The following is a 24,440-nucleotide window of genomic DNA, read 5'->3' as shown; positions in this document are numbered from 1 at the left end:
AGCCCTCTAGCTCAAATTTAAGCTAGAGGGCTTATTTTTTGTAATTAAAGTATAGTCGCACCTAGGCAAGTTTTAAAATGATTTAAGGCCCATTTATGTCCATTTTCATCAAAACTTGCAACACCATCTTGGTGAATTACTAAATTATAGCAACGATTATATGCATCCATTGCCGTATGAAGGACGCAGATATCGGTGCAGACACCAGTCAGATGCAGAGTATCGATTTTTCTTTCTCTTAAAATAAGATCTAAGTTAGTGCCTGCAAAAGCAGAATAGCGCGTTTTATCCATGAAGATGACATGATCATTTGTTTTGTTGGCATCATACCAAGTTTGCAGCTTGCCATATAATTGCCGACCCCAAGTGTTGGGTAAATTATGCGGTGGAAACAACTTAGTTTCGGGATGATATTTATTTCCTGGGAAATGTAGGTCAGTGGGAATAATTACCCATTTATTTTGCTTTAAAAATGAATCTGCTAAATTGACAATTTCATTTTCAAGTTCTTGAGCAGGTTTGCCACAAGTTAAGCTGCCTTTGTCTGAAACAAAATCATTAGTGTAATCGATGATTAAGAGTGCTTCTTGAGTCATAGTATTCTCCTTTATAAATATAATTATGGCTATTATGAGCCACAAAAGAAAAAGCCTCAAGTGAGACTTTAAAATTAGCTATTCTTTTTTGAATTTGGGTGAAGTTTCTGGTGCCCAAATTAAGCAGATAATGAAACTTGCGAGTAATACAATGCTGCAGACCAGCATGGCTAAACTTGCACCACCGCAACAAATTATGAAAAATCATGCAAAGTGACTGTTCTAATCTCTTGAACTGTTGAGACATAAAAAAGTGGTATAAATAAATATTTCACTCCTTTATAGAAGATATGATTGAGGCTGCTTTTACCTTATGACTTACTTTAAGTTCTATCAAAAAAGTAATTACTTCTAAAACTACAAGCAAAATAAGGGCATATCTTATATTGGTTGCACCTGAAACAGTTGTTAAAATAGTAGTCATCAAAGGAGCAGACGCAATCAAAATAGTGTTTAATAGACCGACAGTAGAAGCTAAAATCTTATGCTCGACAGACGTTACTAGCCATTGTGTCAATTTGATTGAAGTTGCGCTGGCTGTTAATGCTAATAAAAAATACAATCCTAAAACAAGATAGATACTAGTTGCAAAAATCGCAAAAGTGGTCATTAAGGCGATTAAAGTGGCTAGAATTGTCATAGAAAAAATTGTGAATTTCTTAAACAACTGCGTACCAAACATACTTCCCAAAGCAGCTCCGCAAGCTACTACTACACCCATCAAAGCAATCGTAAAACTATATCTTGAAATTACCATTGCTGTTTTATGAGCTGCTATCATAATTGGAATTAATGATCCCATTGAACTTAGCGATCCATTCAAAACTGCAACAATCAAGACAACCCCTAAAAGACCAGCCTGCTTTTTAACTTGCTTGAAAGACGTCTTTATTGTTACCAAAAACGATTGAGTATTAATTTCATGGCTTTTAAGCGACGCAGTAGATTTTTGCCTCAGTCCCACACTCGCAAACAAAATTCCAGCAAGTAAAAATGAAACAGCATTTAAAAACGCAAGGGATGAGTATGACATAATTAGCAGCAATGCTGAGCCTACAAACTGTGCTGCTATATTAATAACTTCATTAACCCCATTAGTAAAACCCTCTGCTTCTCCGAAATGATCTTTTCCTACTAGATCAACGACTAATGGTGAAACTAATCCGCTGGAATAAGCTCCAAATGTATCTGAAATTAAATTAATTATTACAACAATAATTACTAAACTCCATTGATTGACATTACTGATAAATAGAAGTCCAACGATGCTATATAAAGCACAACGAATAATGGCGCTTAAAAATATATTTTTAAATTTATGTTGCGTTTTGTCTGCAAAGTAGCCACCAAAAATTGTAAATAATTTAGGTAAAGACTCTGAAATGGCAATTAATGAAAGTGCTAAAGAATAGTTTTTTAATTTACTTGCATAAGTCATAAATGCCAAGTAGAAAAGAATATCACCTGCACTAGAAAGAAAACTAGCAATTGAAAATCTACGATAATTTTTATTAGTTAAAAATATATTCATTCATATTCACCTCGTTTAATTAGGTTGAGCTTAGCAAATTAGCGATATATATAGTAAAATAAGTCATATATGACTCGTTGCGAAGAGGGATAAATATGATGATTGGCAGTCTTTTGAAAGAATATCGTTTAAAACAAAACAAGAGCCAAAGAAAATTTATTGGTTCAATTGTTACGCAGTCTTATTATTCAAAAGTAGAAAAGAATATAAGTCAAATTACAGCGGACAATTTAATAGGCTTGCTTCAATATAACAATATTTCTGTACAGGAATTTTTTAATAACTTTAGTCAAAAAAGCGATGATTCATACCGCCAAACAAAAGAATTGGAAAATATGATGATTGAAGCTTATTACACTAATAATATAGAGCAGATGCATAATATTAAGAAAATTATTCACGAAAGTACTTTAAGCGAATATGATAAAAACTATCAAACATTAATGACTAATGGATTTTTAGCATTAATGAATCCAAAACTAAATAGTGAAAAGCTCACATCGACTATTAAAAATAAAATTTTTGACATTCCATCTTATACTCAAGACAAGCTAATGCTTTACTGCGACTTTATGCGATTTTATAGCTTATCAGATAATGAAATAATTACGCGGAACATTTTAAAACAGTATCAATCCACCAATGACTCTAATATTCAGGAACTTATTTTAGCCATAGTATGCAATATTCTTATTTTTTCTATTGAAAATGATAAATTTGAAAACGTCTCTTACTTTCTTAATAAGATTCAAAATATAAAAACTACGCCACAATTGCTTTTTTATAAAATAGATATTGAGTTTTTCAAAAATATAATTGAAATTAAAAATAGTAATGATGCGGGAAAAATAAATAAGTGCAAGAATTTTATTAAAACTCTACAAGATGCAGGTATGAAAGAATACAGCAATGAACTCAGAAAATTCATTAAAGATAATTTTTGAGTCAAATATAGATAGAGCCATTGTCCTTGAAAAACGTATTGAAAAATAAAAGAATAATTAAAAAAAACAAAAATATAGTATAATTTATCTAAAATTAAAAAAGGATGGTGGAAAACATGGACGAAAACAGTAAAACTGTAACGAATAAAGTAAGAGAAAAAAGAAGAAGAAACAACAGTAATCTGTTTTATATTCAATCATTTTTAATACTTGTAGGTATTGTTATACAATCAATCTTACACGGATTTGAATCTGGATATACTTTACCGTTAGTGGCTATCTTTTTACTAACTATAGCTATATCTGCACTTCAAGAAATGGGCATAACAGTCGATGTTAAAGGCAATAAACATAAAAATTTAGTAGTTTTAAGTGTAACTTTTGCGATACTTGCTATCATCTTTTTAGTTTTATATTTAACAGCAATAAAAACTGATATGACACCGCTTGTATATTTTGGATCTGTGTATGGCAGTCTAATTGTTGTATTTGCGATAAGCGTAATGATAGTTTTAAAAAAATATTAAACGAATAAAAAAACGCAGTCAAAGCTGCGTTTTTTCGTGTATTCATTCATTTAAACAGATGGTGACGATACATTAGGATCGTGCAAACTTGCATCTGTTCGATAGTCTTATTAGTATCAGATCACAACTACGTACTTGAATGTATCGACAAAATTAATACTCTCTCAATGAAACACATAAAAATAAAAAGCTATTATTAGTAACAGCTTTTTAGAATAAATATTCAATTAATTTTAATTATCTAATTAATCTTCTTTTTCAATCTTTCCTGCGGCAATTGGCAAGGTAGTGTGAGTATCATAATCCATTACACAGCCCTTAACAGTGTCCGGCAATTTAATGCTCTCAGGAACTCCGTGGACATAAACTACGCGTTTATCTAATTGAAGATCGGTGCTGCCGAAAGCTTTTTTGAAGTTTTCTTGTAATTCGGTCAAAGGCACATCAATTTCATATTCGTAATAACCATTGCTGTCAGCGACAGGGTAAGTATTGTTAGGAATATTCATTTTGGCAGGATCCGCATCAAGTGGCACCATCGTAGTTCCTGATACTGGTTTAGTTTCAGGTAAATCGACAAAGCCGTCGTGGTTGACATCTTGAGCCATAGTTGCAGCCTGAGCGACTTTACCATCAGGAAAGCCATGGAAATGTTCCCAATGTTCGATATTCTTTGGTGTATCAAACATTTCTACTTTAATGTGAAGTTGATCGCCATTTTCGGTAAATTCGGCTGTCCCATGGGGCTGACAACCAATTTTTTCTGCATTTAATGGGTTAATGTGAGCAATATATTTTGTCATAATAACGATCCTTTCTTTTAAGTAACACTTCAGCTCTATCATAAATCGAAAAGCTTGAAAATTCATTTATCAGTGCTTACAAGTTAATTATAAAAAGATAGGATATAATAAAATTGATTTATATCAAGAAAGAAGTATGTAAAATGACAAAACATTCGCCACTTGCTTGTTTGAGTAATGCCACTTTATTTAAGGATTTTCCAGAATCACTTAGAAAAAAGCTAGTTACCATTTCGACGCATCAAGAATATTTTCCTAAAGGCAGTTTGATTCGCCAACCCTTTGATGGAAAAGACGGGCTGCTTGTCATGGATAAGGGAAAGGCTAAAGTTTATAGTCTTAATGAAAATGGTAAAGAGACGATTTTAGGCTTGCTGAATAAGGGTGATTCTGAAGGCCAAGAACATTTATTTTCGACTAGCGCTCGTGAGAATTTTATTCAGGCAACTACTGATGCTTGGGTGTGTTCGATGACACGGAATGATTTTCAAAAATTAGTTCGTCAAACGCCAGATCTAGCCTTAAGTCTACTCAATGATTTTGGTCAAAAATTAGTCACTGCGGAGAAAAATACAGTGCGTCGCAATTCAATGGATGCTAAGCAAAGAATTATGGCGTATTTGAATGATTTGTCAAAAAAACAAGGTACAAATAAAGTAAAGCTAGATCTTAAGAAAAAAGACCTAGCTGGTTATTTGGGCATTACGCCAGAAACTTTAAGTCGTAAGTTAAAAGAATTGGCTAAGGAAAATAAAATTCAAGTCGATAAAAAAATTATCACAATTGCAAAGTAAAAGGAGTCGGTAAATAAAACCCAGAAATTCTTGTCCGAATTTCTGGGTTCATATTATTATCTAAGTTTGTCTATTTTTTTCAATTTTTTCCAGGCTTTTTTAGAGCCACGATTTAAATCTCTGTTTAATTTATATTCTTTCCAATCTTGTATGAATAATAGGTCAAGATTGTAACCTTCTGGATAAAGATCTTTTGCCTTTCTAACTAGCTTAGCTCCCTTAATTGGTATTGTCTTAAAAGTTTTATTAACAAAGATAATGATTTGATTTGCAAGATCCGAGTTTTGATAGAATAAAACATCTTGTTCGTACTCCGGGACTTTAAGACGATCACCTTTTTTAAAAGAAATTGTAGATTTAATTTTTTTCGAATGATTTTTAAATTTAATTTGACTTTGATTTAAAGGAAACCTACCAGTATTTAAGAAATTATTGGCTTCCATTAAAACCTCTTGAGGCATCCCATTCTTTTCAGCTATCCATAGAGCACGGCTGGTTCCTATTTGATTTAACAGTAACTTATATGTTGGCTCAAGTGTCTTTAGATCAAAGTCCATAGCTGCAGTGATAAAAGCGGGATGCTTAGTAGAATAGTCTTTTATTGCACTATAGTGAGTGGTTGCTAAGATTAGACTGCCTTTTAGCTGTAATGCTTGCAGCAGAGCAATAGCAAGGGCAGCACCTTCGTTTGGATCTGTACCGCTGCCTAATTCATCTAATAAAATTAGACTGTATTTTGTTGCATGCTGGACAATATAAGACATTTGCTTCATTTCAGCAGAGAATGTAGACAGAGAGTTATCCAGGTCTTGATGATCGCCAATTGAAGTATATATAGCCGTCATTACTGGAATTGAGCATATTCCTGAACTTGGTAAGAATAGTCCAAATTCTGCCATTGCAATGGCCAAACCAACTGTTTTTAGAGTGACAGTCTTTCCGCCTGCATTAGGACCTGTGATTATTAAACCTCGCTTAGTAGAATTTAAATTAAGTGAAAGAGGAACCGGATTAGATAAAAGAGGGTGTCTCATTTCGTTTAATTGAAGTTGATTTTGTTCATTTAACAATGGTCGTCTGCCATTAATACTTTGAGAGTATTTTGCACGAGCTAGGATACAATCTAGGTCGATAATAATATTAAGATTTGCCTCTAGTTGAGATAATTCTTGATAAATTTTTGCTGATAAATCGCCTAAAATTTGAGATTCAATTAAATAAATCTGATTTTCAACAGTTGCTTTTTCTTGGGTAAGATGCACGATTTTAGTGGGTTCTATAAAAACTGTATTCCCATTATTAGAATGATCGATAATACTTCCACCAAAAGTATGTTTAAAACTTGCTTTAATCGGGAGGGTATAATGATTATCTTTTTGAATTATTTGATAATCTTGCATCATAGTTTGATATTTTTTACTTTGCAAATATTTTTGCAGCGTATCTTGAATATTCGTGCTTAATTTATTGCTTCTTTGTCTTAACTTAGCGAGATCTTTGTCTGCATTATCAGAAACTTGTCCGCGTTCGATAGCATTATAAATTTCGCTTTCTAGTGTGTCTAAAATAGTTAAAGTATCACAATAACTTGCAATAATTGGAGTATTATTTCTTTGCTTGTTAAAAAAGCGCACTAATAGACGCGTAACTCTAATGAAGTCTGCTACTTGTTCTAATTCTGCTGGATTTAAGATAAAACCTTTTTTTACCTTATTTAAAATAGGAGTCAAGGCATCTGAACTAATAAAGGGTATGTGTAATCCATGATTTAAAATCCAGACCATTTCTGCAGTCTCATCAAGTAAAGCAGTTGCTTTAACTAATTTAGTGGCAAGTGGCTGAACTAGAATTTTGTCTTTTGCTTCGGGTGAAACAGCATAGTGAGAGACAAGTTTACGTACACGTGAAAATTCGATTTCGTCAGTATTATTCAATTTTGTTTTTTCTCCTTAAGAAAATAGATTTTAATTTTTTCTCAAGGGAAAGTAAATTAGTCCCTTGAGACTAAAATACAATTAGCATCATATAGCAATATGTCCTTTTCTAAATTATTGATTTTAATGATATAACATTTTTACTAAAAAATCATTATAAATTAGGGTAAATAAAAACTCTCAAATTTATATTTGAGAGTAAAACTATTAATTAACAATTTTTTTGACTTATAATACCTTTTTTAGCTTGCTCGGCAAGAAAGCTTGCCTTAGCAATCTTAACAGCACCAGTTAAAATGCCAGAATCGTTACGAAGGCGTAAGGTAGTATCGTGGATATCTAGAACCAAGTTATCGCCTAAAAAAGCTAAATCATAATCGGAGGTATAAATTTCAAAGTCAGCATTATTTTCTATTTTTACTGAATAGCGTGAATCATGTTTCATTGTATCTAGTGAAATTAGAGAGTAATCCATGCCAATATTGCAAGATCCACCTTCAATTGAATAATCACCGCCACCACCATCAACAATCAAAATTATTTCATGTTTATCATAACCACGATTTTTAAGAAAGTTAATTGCGTCTTGGCTAATTGTCATTTTTACCATACTAATCCCTCCTGACTCTTTCTATTTTTATTTTAGAAAAAAGTAGAATAGAATCAATTATTTTGCTTAAACTTTGGTGAGGTTTCAGGTGCCCAAATTAGGCAGATGATAAAGGCGGCCAAAAGAACAATTGCGCAGATTAGCATTGATAAGGTTGCACCGCCTTGATTAGTCAAAATTGGCAGTAAAAAGGTACCTGCTGCGGCACCAAATCTGCTGATAGTAATACAAGTTCCAACGCCGGTTCCACGAACCTTAATATCGAATAGTTCAGTTGGATATGGGTAATCAAGTACTAAACCAGAAGATAAGATAATTGCAAAAATACAAAAGATAGTAAGTTGAATATTTAAATTAAGGTTTTTGTCAATAGCTAAAAAGCCAATTAGAATACCTGAGAGCAAAAAATTACTGATAAGAAATGCGCGGCGACTAATTTTATTGAAAAGTAAGATTCCGAGAATAACTCCAATGAACATGCCGCCATTATAGATAATACCGGAAATCTTTTGATCAGTAAGATGCATACTTTGTAAGAGAATTGGAAGGAAAATACTAATGCCAAAGAATGCAAAGGCTTGGCAAGCATAAAAGAGTCCACCAACTAGAGTACGACGTAAATATTTCCCGGAAAATAATATTGTCCAGGAAACTTCCTTGACTGGCTTAGACTTTTTGAGTTTCTTAGGGATGCCCCATTTACGTCCCATATGCTTTTTAATAACTTTATTAGCTGTTTTGACTTTACCACGGCTTGCAAGCCAGCTTGGGGAGGCAGGTAGAGGAAAAATAGATCTGAAAATAGCGGCAATAAAAGCTGGTATGGCCCCAGTTGCTAAGATTATTTGCCAAGTATGTGAGCCAAAGCCGCTAATAAAAGTACCTGTTATATATGAAGCAATAAATCCAATTGTCCAGTAGATAAGCAAGTGGCTTTGCTTTTTGCTGTCTTCTCCTTTAGGAAGCCACTCAGTTAAAAGAGCGTTCCCAACGGTATAATCAACGGCAATCATTAATCCAATTAAAATTCTAATGATAAAAAGAGTGGGAAGATTATTAGTTAGTAATTGCAGTAGAGATAAAGTACCCAAAATATACATATTGAGCATTAATAATTTCCGTCTACCAATCTTATCTGATAAACGCCCAATTAGAATACTGCCAGCTAGTCCAATTAAAGATCCAGCACCAATTAATCCAGTCCAAAGATCATTAATTTGGATATATTTACTAGCGTTAGAAAGAGCTGTACCAGAAATGCCTAAGGCAAAGCCACAGGCGATTTGACCTAATAAGACAGCCATAAATACTCGTAAATGAATAGGCATGAGAGGTGCTTTTTTATAATTCTTTTTTTCTTTAATATTATTTGTATTATTCTGATTTTCTTTTTTCATAACATGAGTTAAATCATTTAGATTAACTCGAAAAAATCCTCCTTAAAAATTTAAAGTATACATTCCACCCTAACAAAGATTTTTAATTGATGCAAAGATAGATTAATCTTTGCTTAAATATTGACACTAATTTAATTATCTGCTAATATTGCTAAAAATTCAGAAAGCGGGTAAAAAAATGAGATTACGTAGAAAAGCTAGCCAATTTAGTCGTTAATCAGGAGTTTATTTCTCCTGATGTTTCAAATAGAAATTAGGTTAGTTATGTCAGAAGAAGTAATTATCAGAAAATATAAAAATACAGACTATGTTCAATTATGTAAAGTACATGATGAAGCGAGAATGCAAGAATTAATTGTGGGTAATGCAGTTGATTTATATGCTCCACTTGAAAGGGCAGTATACAAAGAAGAACTATTTTCAGAAACAATTTATGTAGCGGAAGTCGACAGTCATGTAGTAGGATTTGTTGCTTTTAGGAAGAATGAACTAGGCTATATTTACGTGTTAAGGGAATATCAAGGAAAGGGTATAGGAGGTAAACTTTTAGATACTGCAATTCCTTACCTAAAACGTCCAGCATTTTTAGAAGTTTTTTCTACAAATATCAGAGCAAAAAGACTATACGGAAGTCGCGGATTTGTAGAAGAAACCAAAGAAAAAATGATTTTAAAATAATTTTGTCGGGAAAATAAAAAACGGTCAGTGATTTTTCACTGACCGTTTTAGATATGTTGATTAAGATTAATTATTTTTGTAGAAAGTTTCTTCTACTGCATGAGTGATCGCAATCTTATCATGAGCATAGGATAAACCACCTTGAATGTAAAGGCGATAAGGGGCACGAAGAGGACCGTCTGAAGATAATTCGATTGTAGAACCTTCAGTAAAGCTACCAGAAGCCATAACAACATCATCTTCATAACCATCTTGGTGGTATGGAATAGGATCAACAAATGAGTTCATTGGTGAATAATGTTGAATTGCGGCACAGAATTTAACCATTGAATCTGGTTCACCAAAAGTTACGGTTTGGACAATATCAGTTCTTGGATCATTCCACTTAGGAGCAACTTTCATCCCCATTTCTTCGCAAAGTGCAGCGGTATAAATCATACCTTTTAAGGCTTCACCAGTAGTGTGGGGTGCCATAAAGAAGCCTTGATACATATCTCTTAAATAACCCCAAGTAGCGCCTTCACCTTTACCAGCACCTGGAACATTAAGGCGAGATCCTGCTCCTTCAATTAGATCTTTTTTACCAACTAAGAAAGCACCTGCTTTAACAATACCAGCACCAGCATTTTTAAATAGAGATCCCGCCATCATATCGGCACCGTAGAAAGTTGGTTCTTCAGTTTCAGAAAATTCACCATAGCAATTATCAACGAAGATCTTTACGTCTGGACGAACTTCTTTGATAAACTTAAGCATTTTCTTGATTTTTTCCATGGTGAAACTTGCACGTACAGCGTAACCAAGAGAACGCTGGATAGTTACGACTTTAATCTTTGGATCTTGTAAATCTTTTCTGGCTTGTTCATAGTCTAATTCGCCATTATCAAGTAAGTCAGTATGCTTGAAGTCAATGCCCCATTCTTTCATATTTCCTGGTTTGTTGCCTGCTAAGCCAATAACTTCTTGAATTGTGTCATATGGCATACCAGTTAAGTAGTAAAGAGTATCACCAGGGCGAAGCATACTGAAAAGACCAACGGCAATCGCATGTGTTGCTGAAGAAAATTGTGGGCGGACCAAAGCGTCGTCTGTTTTAAAGTAATCAGCATACATTGCTTCAAGTTTATCACGACCAACATCATCGTAACCATAGCCAGTTGAAGGAACTAGATCTTCTTCTCCTACGCGGTGTTTTCTAAATAGGTCTAAAACACGTTGTTGGTTGTAAAAGACTTGCTCGTCAATTTCTTCTAAACGAGGTTCAATCATTTTGTCGACTTTATCGACTTTTTCTTTTAATTCTGTTGGTAAGTTTTCTTTCCAAGATAAAACCATTAGTTAATTCTCCTTTAATACTTCTGCTTGTACTCTTATTTTACCATCTGCTTTTTGATCCCAGTAGACGCCCTGAATTTCAGGTACAAAGCCAGGGAAGCGCTCGATTGCTCCTACTAAAACTTCAAAGTATTTTTGATCAATATCGCTCCATTTTTCTCCTGGTGCAACAATAAAGACACCGGGTGGATAAGGAAGTGCACCTTCGGCCGCAATTCTGCCCTTAACATCATCTAGGTTAACTAGCTCACTTTCATTTTTCATAAAAAGATAGTCAGCATGTTCTGGCGTCATTGGGTAATTTTGCATATTTGGCTTAGCAAATAGTTCTTGTTGCAAAGTGAAAGTTTTATTTCCCCGGTAATAATTATGCATTTCTTGGCAAAGTTGCTTTAGAGTATAACCCTTGTAGCGGTCGCCGTATACTTTAGTCAATTTTGGTAATACTTTTTCTAATGGTGCATCTTCATTATAGTATTGTTCAAATTCTAAAAATGCATTCAGCAATGTATCTAATTCAGCTTTTGTATCACCTGGGGTAAGTAAGAAGAGAAGTGAATATAAATCATCTTTTGCGCGAATAATTCGCTTCTCCATCAAAAATTCTGCTACTACTGGGCCAGGAATTCCTACAGCTTCATATTTTGCGTTTTTAACATCAATGCCAGGAGTGACAACTGTGATCTTTAACGGATCAATCATTGCTTGACCGGTCGCAATTTTACTAAAGCCATGCCAAAGATTATTTGGTTCTAAGTTCCAGTATTTTTCATTTGTTGCTAAGTCATCAGTACTGATATTTTCAAAATTATCAATTACGAGTGGTCTAAATAATTTGGACTTTCTAATTAGTTCTTTACGCCATTCAATTCCTAGCCGCAATATTTTATCCCACCATTTTTTATTGCCTTCACCACTTGTTAAGTATGAGTTAACTGTTAAGGAAGCATAGAGGGGATATGAATAGCTGGAAGTGACGAATTTAAGATAAGCATGATTAAAGTGCTTATGATCAACATAGCGTTTTTGACCTTTTATGTGAGCATCTTTTTTCAAAATTTGGGAAGCTTGTCCCATTCCTGCTTGTTGCTTATGGAGTGATTGCGTTACTAAGATCCCTGGATCTTCTGGCCCAAAATCTAAATTGAGGGGAGATAAGTGATTCATAATTGGTATGAATTGTTCAAATCCGCCCCAAGCACAATCAAATAGAATATAGTCACAAAGTTTACCGATCTTATCAATCATCCATTTAGCATCATAGAAAAGCCCATCATAAGTTTCTGACTGAATAATAGCTAGTCTAAATGGACGCTTAGCTTTAGATTTTTCAGGATCAACTTTAGCAACCTCAGCTCTAATTTTTTCTTCACTTAAAAAACTAGGATCCATTTCTCCAATTAGACCAAGTGCATTTCGGTCAGTTGGAATGTATACTGGTTTAGCTCCACTCATAACAAGGGCACTGTTATAAAGTGATTTATGGTTGTTGCGGTCAAAAAGAACTAGGTCATCTTTTGTAAGAAGTGCGCTAGCACAGATTGAGTTAGCACTAGTTGTACCATTAGTACAAAAATAAACTTTATCAGCGTGATAAGTTTCAGCAGCCTTTTGTTCAGCAGTTAAGGGTGTTCCCTCGTGCGTCATAGTGTCGCCTAGTTCGGGCACAGTGTCACTAGTATCCGCAAACATCAGGTTCTTACCGAAGAAGCGGTTGAAGACAACACCAGCGGGATGCTTTTCATAATATAAACCGTTATGGTGGCCAGGCGTAGTGAAGCTTACTGGATGATCTTCGGCAAAATTAACTAGGTCAGTTAAAAAGCCTGGCACCATTTTTTTCGTATATTTATTTGCTGCATCAATTATTTTTTCTTTTTCATTATTAGAAATTGTTTCATGTGAAACTTTAATAATAGGAATTCCAAGGCCAGAAGTTTTTTGTAGATCTTGAGCAGCTTTAAGGCTATTTTGGTCGCCCTCTGCTAAAACAATAGCGGCAAGTTCACTAGCTTGAGGATTATTATTCAAATTAGTAGTTTGCCATGAATTAAAATCATTATTTTTAAGTTTATTGCTTAATGCAATTTTTAGAAAATTCATTTAATCACCTTGTTTTCCTACTATATTTTCTAAAATAGACTTGCAAAATTTTTATAAATCCTTATAATTTTGTGCGAACGTTTTTGTACGCAATTTTATTTGCAAGAAGACTACGGCATAAATTATAACGATTTATAGAGGATTTCTACAAGTGATTTTGAATACTTTAATGATAGTTTTGAAGCCTCCAAATTTAAGACCTTGGATTTAGATAAATATTTTAATTTTGGAGGAAATTGAAAATTGGATAAACCAGATGTCTTAAATGATTTAGAACCGAATAAAAAGCACTATATGAGTTGGCCTGTTATTGCACTGATTGACTTTGTAACGATTATTAGTTTTGAAAATATCTTCTATCCATTTCAAAACCAAGGCCTTTCAGTTGTAATTTCTTGGATCTTTCTTTTATTTACTTATGTTATTCCTTACGCATTGATTAGTAGTCAGATGAGTTTGACTTTTGATAATCAAGATGGTGGGCTTGCTTCTTGGGTCAGAAGAAGTACAAACGACACTTTAGGTTACTGGACCTCTTGGATGTACTGGGTTCAAAGTGTGCCTTATATCGTTGACGTCTCAAACTCAGTTATTGTTTCTTTTAGCTGGATGATCTTTGGTAACAATAGCTTGGACAAGAAGATGTCGACTTTCTGGTTCGGAATCTTAACTTTTGTGATCATTTTGATCTTTATTTTGCTAGAAAATAAGCTTCGCAATTCACTAGAAATTCTTTCTTTAATTGGTGGGGGAGCAATGTTTATTATGTCAATGCTCTTTGTATTGCTTGCTGCCTGGTCAGTAATGCATGGACACCATATTGCAACTCAACCATTTAACTGGGGTGCATTTAAGCCTTCATTTAGTTTGAATTACTTCTCAACTACTGGTCTTTTGATCTTTGCGATGTCGGGTGCTGAACTTGCTGCGCCTTATGTACAGCAAATGAAGAATCCGAAGAGAGACTTTCCTAAGGCAATGTGGATGCTTGCCATTATGACCGGATTCTTAACGATTTTTGGAACATTAGCTTTAGCAATGTTCTTTAATGCCCACCACATTCCACATGACTTCAAAATGAACGGTCCTTACTACGCTTTCCAATTGCTTGGTGAAAGTTTAGGTGTAGGTAAGGTGTTAATGTATATCTTTGCAGTTGTACAAGCAATCTTCATGATGGCTCAACTTGCTGTATTATTAGACGCTTCAAGTCGTGTCTTTGCTGGAGATGTTGGCTCCAAGTTCATGCCTAAGTGGCTTACTAAGAAAAATAAGAACGGCCGTCCAATTCACTCATACACATTTACCGTTGGACTTAGTTTATTCTTGCTATTATTAACTGGAACTTTACCTAACATTAATACCATTTATAACTGGCTTTTGAATGTTAACGGAATTATTTCACCATATAAGACTTGTTGGGTATTCTTTGCCTTTGTTGCAATGAGAATGCACCAAGATAAGTATCACTCAGACTATGTCTTTATTAAAAATAAGGCTGGTGCTTTAACTGTTGGTGGTTGGTGCTTACTCTTTACCTTTGTCTGTGCAACTTTAGGATTTATTCCTCAAAACGTTGCAGTAGGTACTAAGGCATTTACTCACCAATTATGGATGAACATTATTACGGTTGTAGTATTGTTTGGTTTAGGATTTGTTTTACCATGGCTTAGAAAACGTGAAGCTAAGCGTGAACAAGCAATGGGTGAAAAATTAGACTAACTAAAAAAGACTGGATCGAGATTTTGATATCTCTAGATTCAGTCTTTTTTTCGTTTTTAATTTAGTAACCAATCTTTTGTAGCAATAAAATCAATTAGGCTGTTTAAATATTGCGGTCTGTTAATTAACTCAGGTTTTATATCTTTACATCGTAAAGTAAATTTATCAGACTTCTTACAAAAACTTACTTTATGATGAAAACTTTAAATTACCAAATATGTACTCGTTTTTCAGGATCAAGCCACATGCCATCGCCAGGCTTAATATCAAAAGCTGTATAAAAGTCATCAATAGATTGAGCCGTAACATTTGTCCTAAGTTCTCGTGGTGCATGTGGGTCGTAGGCAATAAGCGTTTTTCTAACTTGAGGTGTCATTTTACCACGCCAAATTTTAGCCCAACTTTGAAAGACTTCTTGCAAATTACCATTTTCTTTTTTTGCAGTTTCTACTGCAGCTGTAAGGCCACCTAAATCAGCAACATTTTCACCGACAGTTAGATTACCATTTGTTTTAATTCCGCCACAGATAATACCATCAAATAAAGTGACTTCAGATTGAGACAATTCATTAAACTTAGCATAATCCTCGTCACTCCACCAATTACGAATATTACCGACTTCGTCAAATTTAGAGCCATTTGGATCGAAAGCATGAGTAATTTCATGACCAATAACAGCTCCAATGCCGCCAAGATTTTCGCTTAGTGTATTATCTAGACTGTAAAAAGGCTTTTGTAAGATTCCTGCAGGGAAAGTAATATCATTATTTGTTGGATTATAACCTGCATTGATCTCATTTGCTGGAAGATCAGCTCCCCAAAGAGTTCGATCAATGGGTTCATTTAATTGGTTAAAATTATGAATAATTTTGGTTTGATTAGCAGCAATAATATTTTCATATAATGATTTATCTGATGATACTTGAATTTGATCATATAGGTCGCTAAGTTTATCAGGATAACCAATTTTTAATGTAATTGCATTGAGTTTTTTTAGAGCTTGCTTTTGTGTAAATGGTGTAAGCCAGTCGTTAGTCTGAAGTCTTGCTTTGTAAGTTGCAAGAATTTTTCTAATCATTTGTTCCACGTCTGCTTTAGCTTTTGGTCCAAAGTAAGTTTGACCATAGTAGAGACCAATGACTTCGCCTAGGATATTATTAGCAATCCCATAAGCATGCTGGGCTTGGCTTTTTAATTCTTTTGCTCCGTATACTGCATGATCATAAGTAAAAGCTGCTTCACGAAATTCTTGAGAAAGGTATATAGCATATTGATTAATGAAGGTAACTACAAGCCAACTCTTCAGTTCCTCAAAGTTATCAGGATTGAGAAGTTTATTAATGTGCTGTAAAAATTTAGGTTCAATTACAATTACCTTTTCAGGTAAATTAGGAAGTAGGTCATTAAGTAATTGCTCAATATTCAAGTTAGAAAATGCTGCTTTAAAGTCAGAGAGTGAGTAGGGATTATAAATACCAGCAATATCGTTTAATTCTTCTTGTGATTTTTTATATTTGGCTAAGAGTTTATCGAATTTAATCGCATTAGCGGCATATTTTTTACTATCATTTTCATTAAAGCCAGCTAGTTTTAAAAGGTCTACTGATTGTTTTTCAAAAATAGCTAATAACTCATCAGCAGATGAGTCTTGATAGTTTCCAACATCAGGTAAGAATGTAGCTGGTGAGTCAAAATAGAGTGCATTCTTAGCTGTATTTTTCATATCAACATCAGTGTTAATTGTGAAAGGAAAAGCAAGTGCACCCTTAACTAAATTAACAGCATGTTTATCAAAATCTGAAAAATTCTTTAAAGAAGTGAGTTTTTGTAAGTCTGCTTGGATAGGTCTAGCTCCATCTGCGTCTCTTTGCTTAAAGTCCAGTGCAAGCTGATAAAGCCGAACAGCTTTATCTAGATTTGCAATCTTAGGAAGTGCTTTGTCGTTAGAAGCAAAGTTATCAAAATCTTGTAACAGTTGCTTTTTAATCTTGATGTCTAACTCTGTGAAGCCACCAATCATGGGACGATCAGCTGGAATTTCTGCATGTTGAAGCCATTTTGAATTAATAGCTAAGTATAAGTTGTCTTGTAATTTAACATCAGATTTTACTACGGCTGAGTCGCCAAGTCCGCCACGAATTTTAAAGCTTTTCATAACTGATTACTCCTTTAAATTTAATGTTGATTTAATAATATCAAGAAAGTAAAATCATTTCTAGAATAGTCGTATTCGAATTACTTTGAGGTGAAAAAATGACTGTTGGTGAATTACTTAAAGAATATCGCGTAAAACAAAATAAAAGTCAGAAAGAGTTTGCAGCTGAGATTGTTAGTCAGTCTTACTATTCTAAAGTTGAAAAGAATGTCCACCGAATTACTGCTGATGATTTATTGTTGCTCCTGACGCATAATGCAATCTCAATAAAAAATTTTTTTGAAAGGTTAGAAATTGATCCACATCAGCAACAATTAAATCAAGTGAATGCCATTTTTGAAGAAATAACCAAAGCAAATTATTCGGATAATTCGTTAGCACAAATTAAAAAAATTAAGGAAAAAGCTGCTAAATTAGATGTCGAAGCTGATATGAAGAAAAACATGCTGCTGATAATTGATGGTGTTTTAGAATCAGAAAAAGATGATCCTAATACTTTTGACTTTAATTTAAGAAATAAGCTAAAAGAAAAGATATTCCTGATGCCAGAATATGATACCTATAAATTATCAGTCTATGCGAATTTTGTGGATTTGTATGATTTTGACAGTAATCGGCAAATAATTAAACAGATTGTTAAAGCATTAAAAAAGAAGAAAGTCGAAAGACAAGACGAAATTTTATTTGCGATTATACTGAATGTATTAAAGCAGGGAATTGAAGAGCAGAAATATAATGAAACAAATGAACTTATCAGTCTAGGCCATCAAATAAAAGTTATTCCTGAATTTTTTCTTTATCGTGAAATGCTTACTTTTTATGAAGAATTGATTGCTTATCATACTGATAGAAAGGAAACGCATTTAGAACAGTGTAATTTGATTTTAGAAAGCTTTGAATGGGGTGGAATGTCAGCTTTTGGCAAAGAGATGATAAAATTTTTTGATAAATATAAAGAACAATAGACAAAAAAAGACCTAGTATTTATAAATTGATACTAGGTCTTTTTGATTATGTAATTATGCTTTAGCTGTTTCACCAGCAATTTTTGTTTTATTAAGCATTAATGAGCTACCAACTACAGAAACGGACGAAAATGCCATAGCTAAGCCGGCTAATTCAGGACTAAGAGTAAATCCTAAGCCAACAAATAATCCAGCTGCAATTGGAATACCAATTGTGTTGTAAATTAAAGCCCAGAAGAGGTTCAACTTAATTCTGTTAAATGTCTTCTTAGAAATATCAAGGGCGCGAACTACGCCACGCAAGTCGTTTTGAACTAAGACAATACCACCAGAATCAATGGCAATATCAGTTCCTGATCCCATAGCAATTCCAACATCAGCAGTCGAGAGTGCTGGAGCATCATTAATTCCGTCCCCTACAAAGGCAACTTTTTTACCTTGATCTTGTAATTTCTTAATGTGCATTGCTTTTTCATTAGGTAAAACTCCAGCAATCACTTGGTCAATACCTACTTGTTTAGCAATAGCTTCAGCTACATTTTTATTGTCTCCTGTAAGCATAATGGTCTTTAAGCCGCGTTCTCTTAGCTCTTTGATAGCTTCACGTGAACTTGGCTTTGGTACATCTTGAATGGCCACTAAGCCAATAATTTCTCCATCTAAACCAATATAGACAACCGTTTTAGCTTCATTTTGTAAATCTGTTGCTTTTTGTGTCATTTCCTGGGAAATATTAACGTCTGCTAGTAAGCGATCACTACCAACAAAAGCTGTTTTTCCTTTGTAGTTAGCCTTAACGCCTTTACCTTCAATTGCTTCGAAGTCATCAACTTTTTCAATTGTTAATTTTTCCGCTTTCGCTTTTTTGACAATTGCTGTAGCAAGAGGGTGTTCAGAAGATTCTTCAAGACTAGCAGCAATAGTTAAAACTTGTTTTTTATTACCTACAACGTCTGTAACTTCAGGTTTACCAACTGTAATAGTGCCAGTTTTATCAAAAACAACTGTATCTAAGTCGCTGACTTCTTGTAAAACTTCACCATTTTTAATTAAAACACCCATTTTAGCACTGCGAGCAGTTCCGACCATTAAGGCGGTTGGAGTAGCTAAACCTAAAGCACATGGACAGGCAATAACAATAACGCTAACGGCAAAGAGCATTGCTTCTACAGCAGTTGCACCCAAGAAAGAATACCAGATAATGAAAGTTAAAATAGCAATAATCATTACGGCTGGGACAAAGATATTGGATATCTTATCTGTTAGGTTTTGAATTGGAGCGTGACTAGTTTGAGCTTTTTTAACTAAGTCAACTATTTGAGCGAGCATTGTATCGGAGCCAACTTTAGTGGCTTTGAAAGTAATGGTACCGTTACTGTTAATAGTTGAACCTACAACGGTGTCACCAACTTTTTTGACAACTGGCATACTTTCACCAGTAACCATTGATTCGTCAAGCGTTGTAACACCTTCTAAGATTTCACCGTCAACTGGAATCTTTTCGCCCGGCTTAACGCGGATAATGTCGCCAACTTTAACTTGATCAAGTGGGATTTTAACGAACTTGCCATCTCTTTGAACTTCAGCATCTTTTGCCTGTAAGCCCATTAATTTTCCTAAGGCATTTGATGCGTTGTCGTGCATTTTTTCTTCCATAGCGTCTCCAAGAAGAACGAAGACAGTAACAAAGGCGGCACTTTCAAAGTAGACAGGACGGTTAGTAATCATTGCGAAGATACTGTAGAAGTAAGCAACTGCTGTACCTGTAGCAACTAAGGTATTCATATTAGCACTATGCTTTTTAAAAGCAGCAATGGCACTTTTCCAATAAGGGAGAGCAGAAATCGCCATAATGATTGTTGTTGTAATAAGCGCAATCCAGTTATATCCTGGCATCATCCAATGAAAAGGCATTGCAAACATCTGAATGAGCATTGGAATAGACAGGATGAATGAGATCCAAAAGCGTTTAATATTTGATAGTTTCATTATTTAACGACGACCTTTCCATGGAACATATCCATTCCGCAGGCAAAGTTATAAGTACCTGGCTTATCAGTTGGAATATCAACAGTTATTTCTTTTTTATCGTCAAGAGTCTTATCAACGCCAAGATCTTTGAAGACAATCTCGTTCATACAGCCCATGTTATCAGAAGGAATGAACTTAAGTTGTGCAGGCTTGCCTGCTTTAAAAGTAATTACATCTGGCTTGTAGCCATGATTTTCTGCATTAACAACAACTTTTTTAGTTTGATTTTTTGAAAAAATACTCATTTTAGTAGTTCCTCTCTTTATTTAACAATTACTTTTCCATGAAACATGTCCATTCCGCAGGCAAAGTTATAAGTACCAGCTTTGTCAGTTGGAATATCAATAGTAGTAATTTTTTGCTTAGTTAGATCTTTATTAACGCCTAATTGTTCAAAGACAACATGTGATAAGCAGGCAGTAGAATCACGCATGTCAAAGTTAACTTGTGCTGGAACGCCCTTTTTTAGCACTACTGTTGAAGGTGAATAGCCACCGTTCACAACAATTGTTGCAGTTTGTTCATCGTTAACAATAGTTCCAGTTCCTGTAGCTTCCTTGTGTTTCCCAAAGAACCACCAGATAATAAAGCCAATTAGAATAATGCCGATAATTAATGTGATAATTTGACTAATACTCATTTTTATACCTTCCTAGCAGATAGTAGATCCTGCTTTTAAGCAATTGCAGGGAACCTTGTCAGGTGCTGTTTTTTCTTTTTGACTAATTTCTTCTTGCATCTTCATTAAATCACCTTTAGAAACAGGCGAATCTTTGAGAAGCTTTAAGATTACTTCTCCCTTATGCATGTCGCACATTCTGTTTAACAAATTTTTTGTTTCGATATACATCATTTCTATCTGATTAACAGTAGCAGTATAGATGTAGCGCCGTCCTTCATGTTTGGCAGTTAACCAACCTTTTTGAACGAGTCTTCTAATTAATGTCTTGATGGTTGAATCAGACCAATCTTTTTTTGCTTGAAGCTCTTTTAAAATTTGATTTGTATGGGTTTCACCTAGTGTCCAGACAATACGCATTACTTCCCATTCACTGTCTGAGATAGGAGATAAATTTTTTTCGCTCATTTTTTTATATTCCCTTTCGTTTACATTTGTAATCATACATCTTTATGTTTACATTTGTCAACAAATGAATTTACACTTTTTGATAAAAATATAATTAAAATATTGTTAAAATAAATATTTCATAGTAAAATCTAAACAAATAATGAGAGGTGAGTAGGATGGATGATAAAAGATGGATTGAATTAGCAAAAAGAAAAAAGCAAGATAAGTATTTTGGATTTATCAGTTTGCTGATTGTAATTATGATGGTCTTTTTTACTGTAAAAAACATCGGCTGGCTACTCACTTTTATTGTGGTGGCGGTTATTCTTTATTTCTGGATTGATGTGGAACAAATGCTAGAAGATAGTAAGGTAATTAGTCGCACGCAAAAAATTATTTTTATTGTTCTTGGTACAATTTACGAGCTTATGAGTATTGTTTTTGCTTTTGTTAATTTAGATTATTTGCTTGTAGCATTTGGCATTATAAGTGCGGGATATTTAGGCTTTAAGACTAATGCAGTTTTGCGTAAAGACTTGAAGAATAAGAATCTGAAGTTTGCCGATAGCATGATAGCAACTTTTTTGGGAATAGTAGTGGCGTCATTAGTAGTTGCATTAGCTCCAAGAGATATTCTCTGGCTATTTCTTTTGATCTTTGCGTTGGCATATAACTTATTACACTTAATTGTCAGAATTAAGGTTGAACACGATGGGACAAATCGTGAGTTATAGGATCAGATGGGAATGATTGTATGCGGCCAGACTTAATTGTTAAGAACAGAAAACTAAACCGTCTTCTTGGTGTGGCCGGAGTTATTTTAAGTTGCGTTATGTTCTTTTTGGCATTTTGGAATATTGGCTGGTTGTATCGATTAGTCGGTTTATGCGCGATTATTTATTATCTTGTTGATATAGAGCAAGGATTAGAAGAAAGCCATGCTATTACTAGATCAGTACGAATTATATTGATTGTCATTGGCGTTTTGTATATGGGATTAAGCATGGTATGTGTCTTTGTGAATGTTGACGTGCTATTAAGAATATTTGGACTAACTGGTGCAGGATATTTAGGTTTTAAGTCATATCAATTAGTGAGAAGTGGAATTTTTAATAAAAAATTGAAACTAGCTGATAGTCTAATTGCAGTTTTTTTAAGTGTTTTTCCAGCTATTTTGTTAATTATTTATGCATTTAGGTATTTTTGGTTGATTTTACTAGCATTTACTCTGCTATATAACTTAGTTCATTTAATTGTTAGAATTAAGATTGAACGTGGACCAACAAATCGTGAATTATAGAAGAAAAAGGTAGCATCTTCGATTTTTAGTCGAGGTGCTACCTTTTTTGAAAATACATAGTTTAAATCAAAATTCCATTACAATGATCAACTTCATGTTGAATTACTTCAGCGACAAAATCAGAGAATTCTTGTTGTCTAGTTTCAAAGTTTTCATTTTGATATTTTACTGTAATTTTCTTATATCTTTCTGTCGGACGCTCTCCCTCTAAAGAAAGACATCCCTCATAAGCTAAATACTTATCAGCTTTTTTAACAATAATCGGATTAAGCATCACAATTGGAAGTGGACCAACAAATAAAGCAATAATTCGCTTTTGTACACCGATCATATTCGCTGCAAGTCCAGCAGCTTTGCCATTATTAGCAATTAAGGTGTCTTTCAAATCTTCAGCTGCTGCTAGATCCTGCTTGGTGGCTAGCGTAGATTTGAATTTTAAAGAAAGTTCATCATGAATGATAGGTTTAACTGACATTATTCCAAATACTCCTCGATTGACTAGCTTGTCGCACTAGTAAATATATCTAACATTATGGAATAAATAATGATCTAAAGCTAGTAAATTATTGCCGAGGTAATAAAAAATGAGATCGCGTACGATCTCATTTTTATTTTTATCCCATATTTGTAATAAGGAAGAAGATAACGAATATTACAAATAGAATGTACATCATTGGTGATACTTCTTTGTAGCGCTTAGAAGCAATCATCGTAATTGGGTAAGCAATCATCCCTAAGGCTAAACCATCAGAAATTGAGTAAGTTAATGGCATACCAACAACAACCAAGAATGATGGAAAGGCAATTTCGAAGTTATCCCAGTGAATATATTTAAGGTTTCCTGCCATTAGTACCCCAACGATAATTAAAGCTGGGGCAGTCACGGTAGTTGGAATTACTGCTAAAAGAGGACTGAAAATCATTGAAATTAAGAATAAAATACCAACAAAAATAGCAGTTAAGCCAGTTCTACCACCCATTGCGATACCTGCACTTGATTCAACAGAAGTACCAAGTGGAGCAGTACCAAGAATAGAACCTTCAACCATAGCAAGTGAATCTGACAAGAAGGCTTTACCAATACGTGGAATTTTACCGTTTTTGTCAACCATCCCGGCTTGTTGCGTCATCCCAATTAAAGTACCAGCAGTATCAAAGAAAGTAACTAATAAGAATGTCAAAACAACCATAAATAGTTGTGGCGTGTTAATGTCCTTTAAATGAAAGACTGCTTGACCAAAAGTAGGCGCAATACTTGGAGCACCTGAAACAATACCATGTGGCATTGAAATTTGACCAATTACCATTCCAAAGATAGCAGTCACGATCATTCCGATGAAGATTGAACCAGGAACTTTAGCAGCCATTAAAATGACAGTTAGAATTAAGCCAAATAAAGTAATCCAAACAGCGGGATTATTGAATGATCCTAAACCAACTAGAGAAGATTTATTATCAACGATTAATTTACCATTTTGTAAGCCGATAAAAGCAATGAATAGGCCAATACCAGCAGAGATTGCATATTTTAAGTCCTGAGGAATAGCATCAACAACTTTTTCACGTAATTTTAAAACGGTAATTAAAATAAACAAAATTGAAGCAACTAACACACTAGCTAAAGCGGTTTGCCAATTGATATGCATTCCAATAACTACGTTATATGAGAAAAAGGCTGCACTACCAAGAGTTGGTGCTAAGGCAATTGGGTAGTTAGCAATGAATCCCATTAAGAAACAACCAATTGCAGTTGCGATTGCAGTAACAGTGAAAGCAGCGCCTTTATTAATACCAGCTGCACTTAAAATATTAGGGTTAACAAAAAGGATGTATGACAATGAAACAAACGTGGTAAGAGCAGCGATTAATTCGCGTTTGACATTAGTATGTGCATCCTCCAAATGAAAGACTTTATCTAAAAATTGCATCATTTCTCCAACATAAAA

General features: G+C 34.1%; 23 protein-coding genes. 8 read left to right on the top strand and 15 right to left on the bottom strand.

The features are described from left to right. Nucleotides 1-44 precede the first annotated feature (44 nt). Both AB5359_RS08860 and AB5359_RS08855 read right to left on the bottom strand, forming a co-directional pair. Nucleotides 45-596, bottom strand: coding sequence for a cysteine hydrolase family protein (locus tag AB5359_RS08860; protein WP_003649742.1), 552 nt, complete (start codon nucleotides 594-596; stop codon nucleotides 45-47). Nucleotides 597-867: 271 nt separating this feature from the next. Beyond that, complete coding sequence (locus AB5359_RS08855) at nucleotides 868-2,127, bottom strand: MFS transporter (RefSeq protein ID WP_048685861.1); 1,260 nt, start codon at nucleotides 2,125-2,127, stop codon at nucleotides 868-870. Nucleotides 2,128-2,222: 95 nt separating this feature from the next. Here AB5359_RS08855 and AB5359_RS08850 point away from each other — a divergent pair, with 95 nt between their 5' ends. Both AB5359_RS08850 and AB5359_RS08845 read left to right on the top strand, forming a co-directional pair. Further along, on the top strand, nucleotides 2,223-3,071 hold the full coding sequence (locus AB5359_RS08850) for a helix-turn-helix domain-containing protein (RefSeq protein WP_048685864.1): 849 nt from the start codon (nucleotides 2,223-2,225) through the stop codon (nucleotides 3,069-3,071). 116 nt (nucleotides 3,072-3,187) lie between these two features. Beyond that, nucleotides 3,188-3,598 carry a hypothetical protein gene (locus tag AB5359_RS08845; RefSeq protein WP_048685866.1) on the top strand — a complete coding sequence of 137 codons (411 nt, stop codon included), beginning with the start codon at nucleotides 3,188-3,190 and terminating at the stop codon, nucleotides 3,596-3,598. Nucleotides 3,599-3,843: 245 nt separating this feature from the next. Here the strand turns inward: AB5359_RS08845 and AB5359_RS08840 are convergent, their stop codons facing one another. Beyond that, nucleotides 3,844-4,401 (bottom strand): hypothetical protein, encoded by a 558-nt coding sequence (locus AB5359_RS08840; RefSeq protein ID WP_048685868.1) that lies wholly within the window; start codon nucleotides 4,399-4,401, stop codon nucleotides 3,844-3,846. A 143-nt stretch (nucleotides 4,402-4,544) separates the two neighbouring features. Here AB5359_RS08840 and AB5359_RS08835 point away from each other — a divergent pair, with 143 nt between their 5' ends. Then, complete coding sequence (locus AB5359_RS08835) at nucleotides 4,545-5,195, top strand: Crp/Fnr family transcriptional regulator (protein ID WP_048685869.1); 651 nt, start codon at nucleotides 4,545-4,547, stop codon at nucleotides 5,193-5,195. Nucleotides 5,196-5,251: 56 nt separating this feature from the next. Here AB5359_RS08835 and AB5359_RS08830 read toward each other — a convergent pair whose 3' ends face one another. The 3 genes from AB5359_RS08830 to AB5359_RS08820 all read right to left on the bottom strand — a co-directional run bounded on the left by AB5359_RS08830 (nucleotide 5,252) and on the right by AB5359_RS08820 (nucleotide 9,136). Then, nucleotides 5,252-7,129, bottom strand: coding sequence for a DNA mismatch repair protein MutS (locus AB5359_RS08830; RefSeq protein WP_048685871.1), 1,878 nt, complete (start codon nucleotides 7,127-7,129; stop codon nucleotides 5,252-5,254). 211 nt (nucleotides 7,130-7,340) lie between these two features. Then, nucleotides 7,341-7,739, bottom strand: coding sequence for an iron-sulfur cluster biosynthesis family protein (locus tag AB5359_RS08825; RefSeq protein WP_020807450.1), 399 nt, complete (start codon nucleotides 7,737-7,739; stop codon nucleotides 7,341-7,343). Between the two features lie 53 nt (nucleotides 7,740-7,792). Beyond that, nucleotides 7,793-9,136, bottom strand: coding sequence for an MFS transporter (locus tag AB5359_RS08820; protein WP_048685874.1), 1,344 nt, complete (start codon nucleotides 9,134-9,136; stop codon nucleotides 7,793-7,795). A gap of 237 nt (nucleotides 9,137-9,373) precedes the next feature. Here AB5359_RS08820 and AB5359_RS08815 point away from each other — a divergent pair, with 237 nt between their 5' ends. Next, on the top strand, nucleotides 9,374-9,814 hold the full coding sequence (locus tag AB5359_RS08815; protein ID WP_003656911.1) for a GNAT family N-acetyltransferase: 441 nt from the start codon (nucleotides 9,374-9,376) through the stop codon (nucleotides 9,812-9,814). A gap of 66 nt (nucleotides 9,815-9,880) precedes the next feature. Here the strand turns inward: AB5359_RS08815 and AB5359_RS08810 are convergent, their stop codons facing one another. Together AB5359_RS08810 and AB5359_RS08805 are read right to left on the bottom strand one after the other, a co-directional pair. Then, on the bottom strand, nucleotides 9,881-11,149 hold the full coding sequence (locus AB5359_RS08810; protein ID WP_048685876.1) for a methionine gamma-lyase family protein: 1,269 nt from the start codon (nucleotides 11,147-11,149) through the stop codon (nucleotides 9,881-9,883). 3 nt (nucleotides 11,150-11,152) lie between these two features. Next, nucleotides 11,153-13,252: a putative ornithine decarboxylase gene (locus tag AB5359_RS08805; RefSeq protein WP_048685878.1), complete on the bottom strand. Its 2,100-nt coding sequence runs from the start codon at nucleotides 13,250-13,252 to the stop codon at nucleotides 11,153-11,155. 243 nt (nucleotides 13,253-13,495) lie between these two features. On the opposite strand from AB5359_RS08805, the gene AB5359_RS08800 reads away from it, so the two are divergent. Then, nucleotides 13,496-14,974, top strand: a complete 1,479-nt coding sequence (locus AB5359_RS08800) for an APC family permease (RefSeq protein ID WP_003648151.1) — start codon at nucleotides 13,496-13,498, stop codon at nucleotides 14,972-14,974. A 208-nt stretch (nucleotides 14,975-15,182) separates the two neighbouring features. Here AB5359_RS08800 and AB5359_RS08795 read toward each other — a convergent pair whose 3' ends face one another. After that, nucleotides 15,183-17,129: a M13 family metallopeptidase gene (locus tag AB5359_RS08795; protein ID WP_048685881.1), complete on the bottom strand. Its 1,947-nt coding sequence runs from the start codon at nucleotides 17,127-17,129 to the stop codon at nucleotides 15,183-15,185. Between the two features lie 98 nt (nucleotides 17,130-17,227). Here AB5359_RS08795 and AB5359_RS08790 point away from each other — a divergent pair, with 98 nt between their 5' ends. Next, on the top strand, nucleotides 17,228-18,094 hold the full coding sequence (locus AB5359_RS08790; protein ID WP_048685884.1) for a helix-turn-helix domain-containing protein: 867 nt from the start codon (nucleotides 17,228-17,230) through the stop codon (nucleotides 18,092-18,094). Between the two features lie 54 nt (nucleotides 18,095-18,148). On the opposite strand, the gene AB5359_RS08785 is transcribed toward AB5359_RS08790, so the two are convergent. Genes AB5359_RS08785 through AB5359_RS08770 form a run of 4 tightly spaced genes read right to left on the bottom strand, consistent with a single transcriptional unit; the run spans nucleotide 18,149 to nucleotide 21,212 of the window. Further along, a complete protein-coding gene (locus AB5359_RS08785) occupies nucleotides 18,149-20,083 on the bottom strand; it encodes a copper-translocating P-type ATPase (RefSeq protein WP_048685886.1) in 1,935 nt (644 codons plus the stop codon). Beyond that, nucleotides 20,083-20,370, bottom strand: coding sequence for a cupredoxin domain-containing protein (locus AB5359_RS08780; RefSeq protein ID WP_048685888.1), 288 nt, complete (start codon nucleotides 20,368-20,370; stop codon nucleotides 20,083-20,085). The genes AB5359_RS08785 and AB5359_RS08780 overlap by 1 nt, the downstream gene beginning before the upstream one ends. A 17-nt stretch (nucleotides 20,371-20,387) precedes the next feature. Next, on the bottom strand, nucleotides 20,388-20,765 hold the full coding sequence (locus AB5359_RS08775) for a cupredoxin domain-containing protein (protein ID WP_003649758.1): 378 nt from the start codon (nucleotides 20,763-20,765) through the stop codon (nucleotides 20,388-20,390). Nucleotides 20,766-20,777: 12 nt separating this feature from the next. Further along, nucleotides 20,778-21,212 (bottom strand): CopY/TcrY family copper transport repressor, encoded by a 435-nt coding sequence (locus tag AB5359_RS08770; protein ID WP_035422994.1) that lies wholly within the window; start codon nucleotides 21,210-21,212, stop codon nucleotides 20,778-20,780. A gap of 158 nt (nucleotides 21,213-21,370) precedes the next feature. Here AB5359_RS08770 and AB5359_RS08765 point away from each other — a divergent pair, with 158 nt between their 5' ends. Together AB5359_RS08765 and AB5359_RS08760 are read left to right on the top strand one after the other, a co-directional pair. Then, the gene (locus AB5359_RS08765) at nucleotides 21,371-21,928 is read left to right on the top strand and encodes a hypothetical protein (protein WP_048685890.1); all 558 of its coding nucleotides are present in this window, start codon (nucleotides 21,371-21,373) and stop codon (nucleotides 21,926-21,928) included. A gap of 20 nt (nucleotides 21,929-21,948) precedes the next feature. Next, entirely contained in the window at nucleotides 21,949-22,494 is a 546-nt protein-coding gene (locus tag AB5359_RS08760; protein ID WP_048685891.1) for a hypothetical protein, read from the top strand. A gap of 61 nt (nucleotides 22,495-22,555) precedes the next feature. Here AB5359_RS08760 and AB5359_RS08755 read toward each other — a convergent pair whose 3' ends face one another. Further along, on the bottom strand, nucleotides 22,556-22,969 hold the full coding sequence (locus AB5359_RS08755) for a peptide deformylase (RefSeq protein WP_048685893.1): 414 nt from the start codon (nucleotides 22,967-22,969) through the stop codon (nucleotides 22,556-22,558). 139 nt (nucleotides 22,970-23,108) lie between these two features. Further along, the gene (locus AB5359_RS08750; protein ID WP_048685924.1) at nucleotides 23,109-24,422 is read right to left on the bottom strand and encodes an NCS2 family permease; all 1,314 of its coding nucleotides are present in this window, start codon (nucleotides 24,420-24,422) and stop codon (nucleotides 23,109-23,111) included. Nucleotides 24,423-24,440: the final 18 nt, after the last annotated feature.

Source organism: Lactobacillus sp. RTP31084st1_F9_RTP31084_210423 (genome assembly GCF_040919545.1).
Taxonomy (GTDB): Bacteria; Bacillota; Bacilli; order Lactobacillales; family Lactobacillaceae; genus Lactobacillus; species Lactobacillus paragasseri.
The sequence above is the reverse complement of the archived record's forward strand: the minus strand, read 5'-3'. Positions and strand labels throughout refer to the sequence as shown.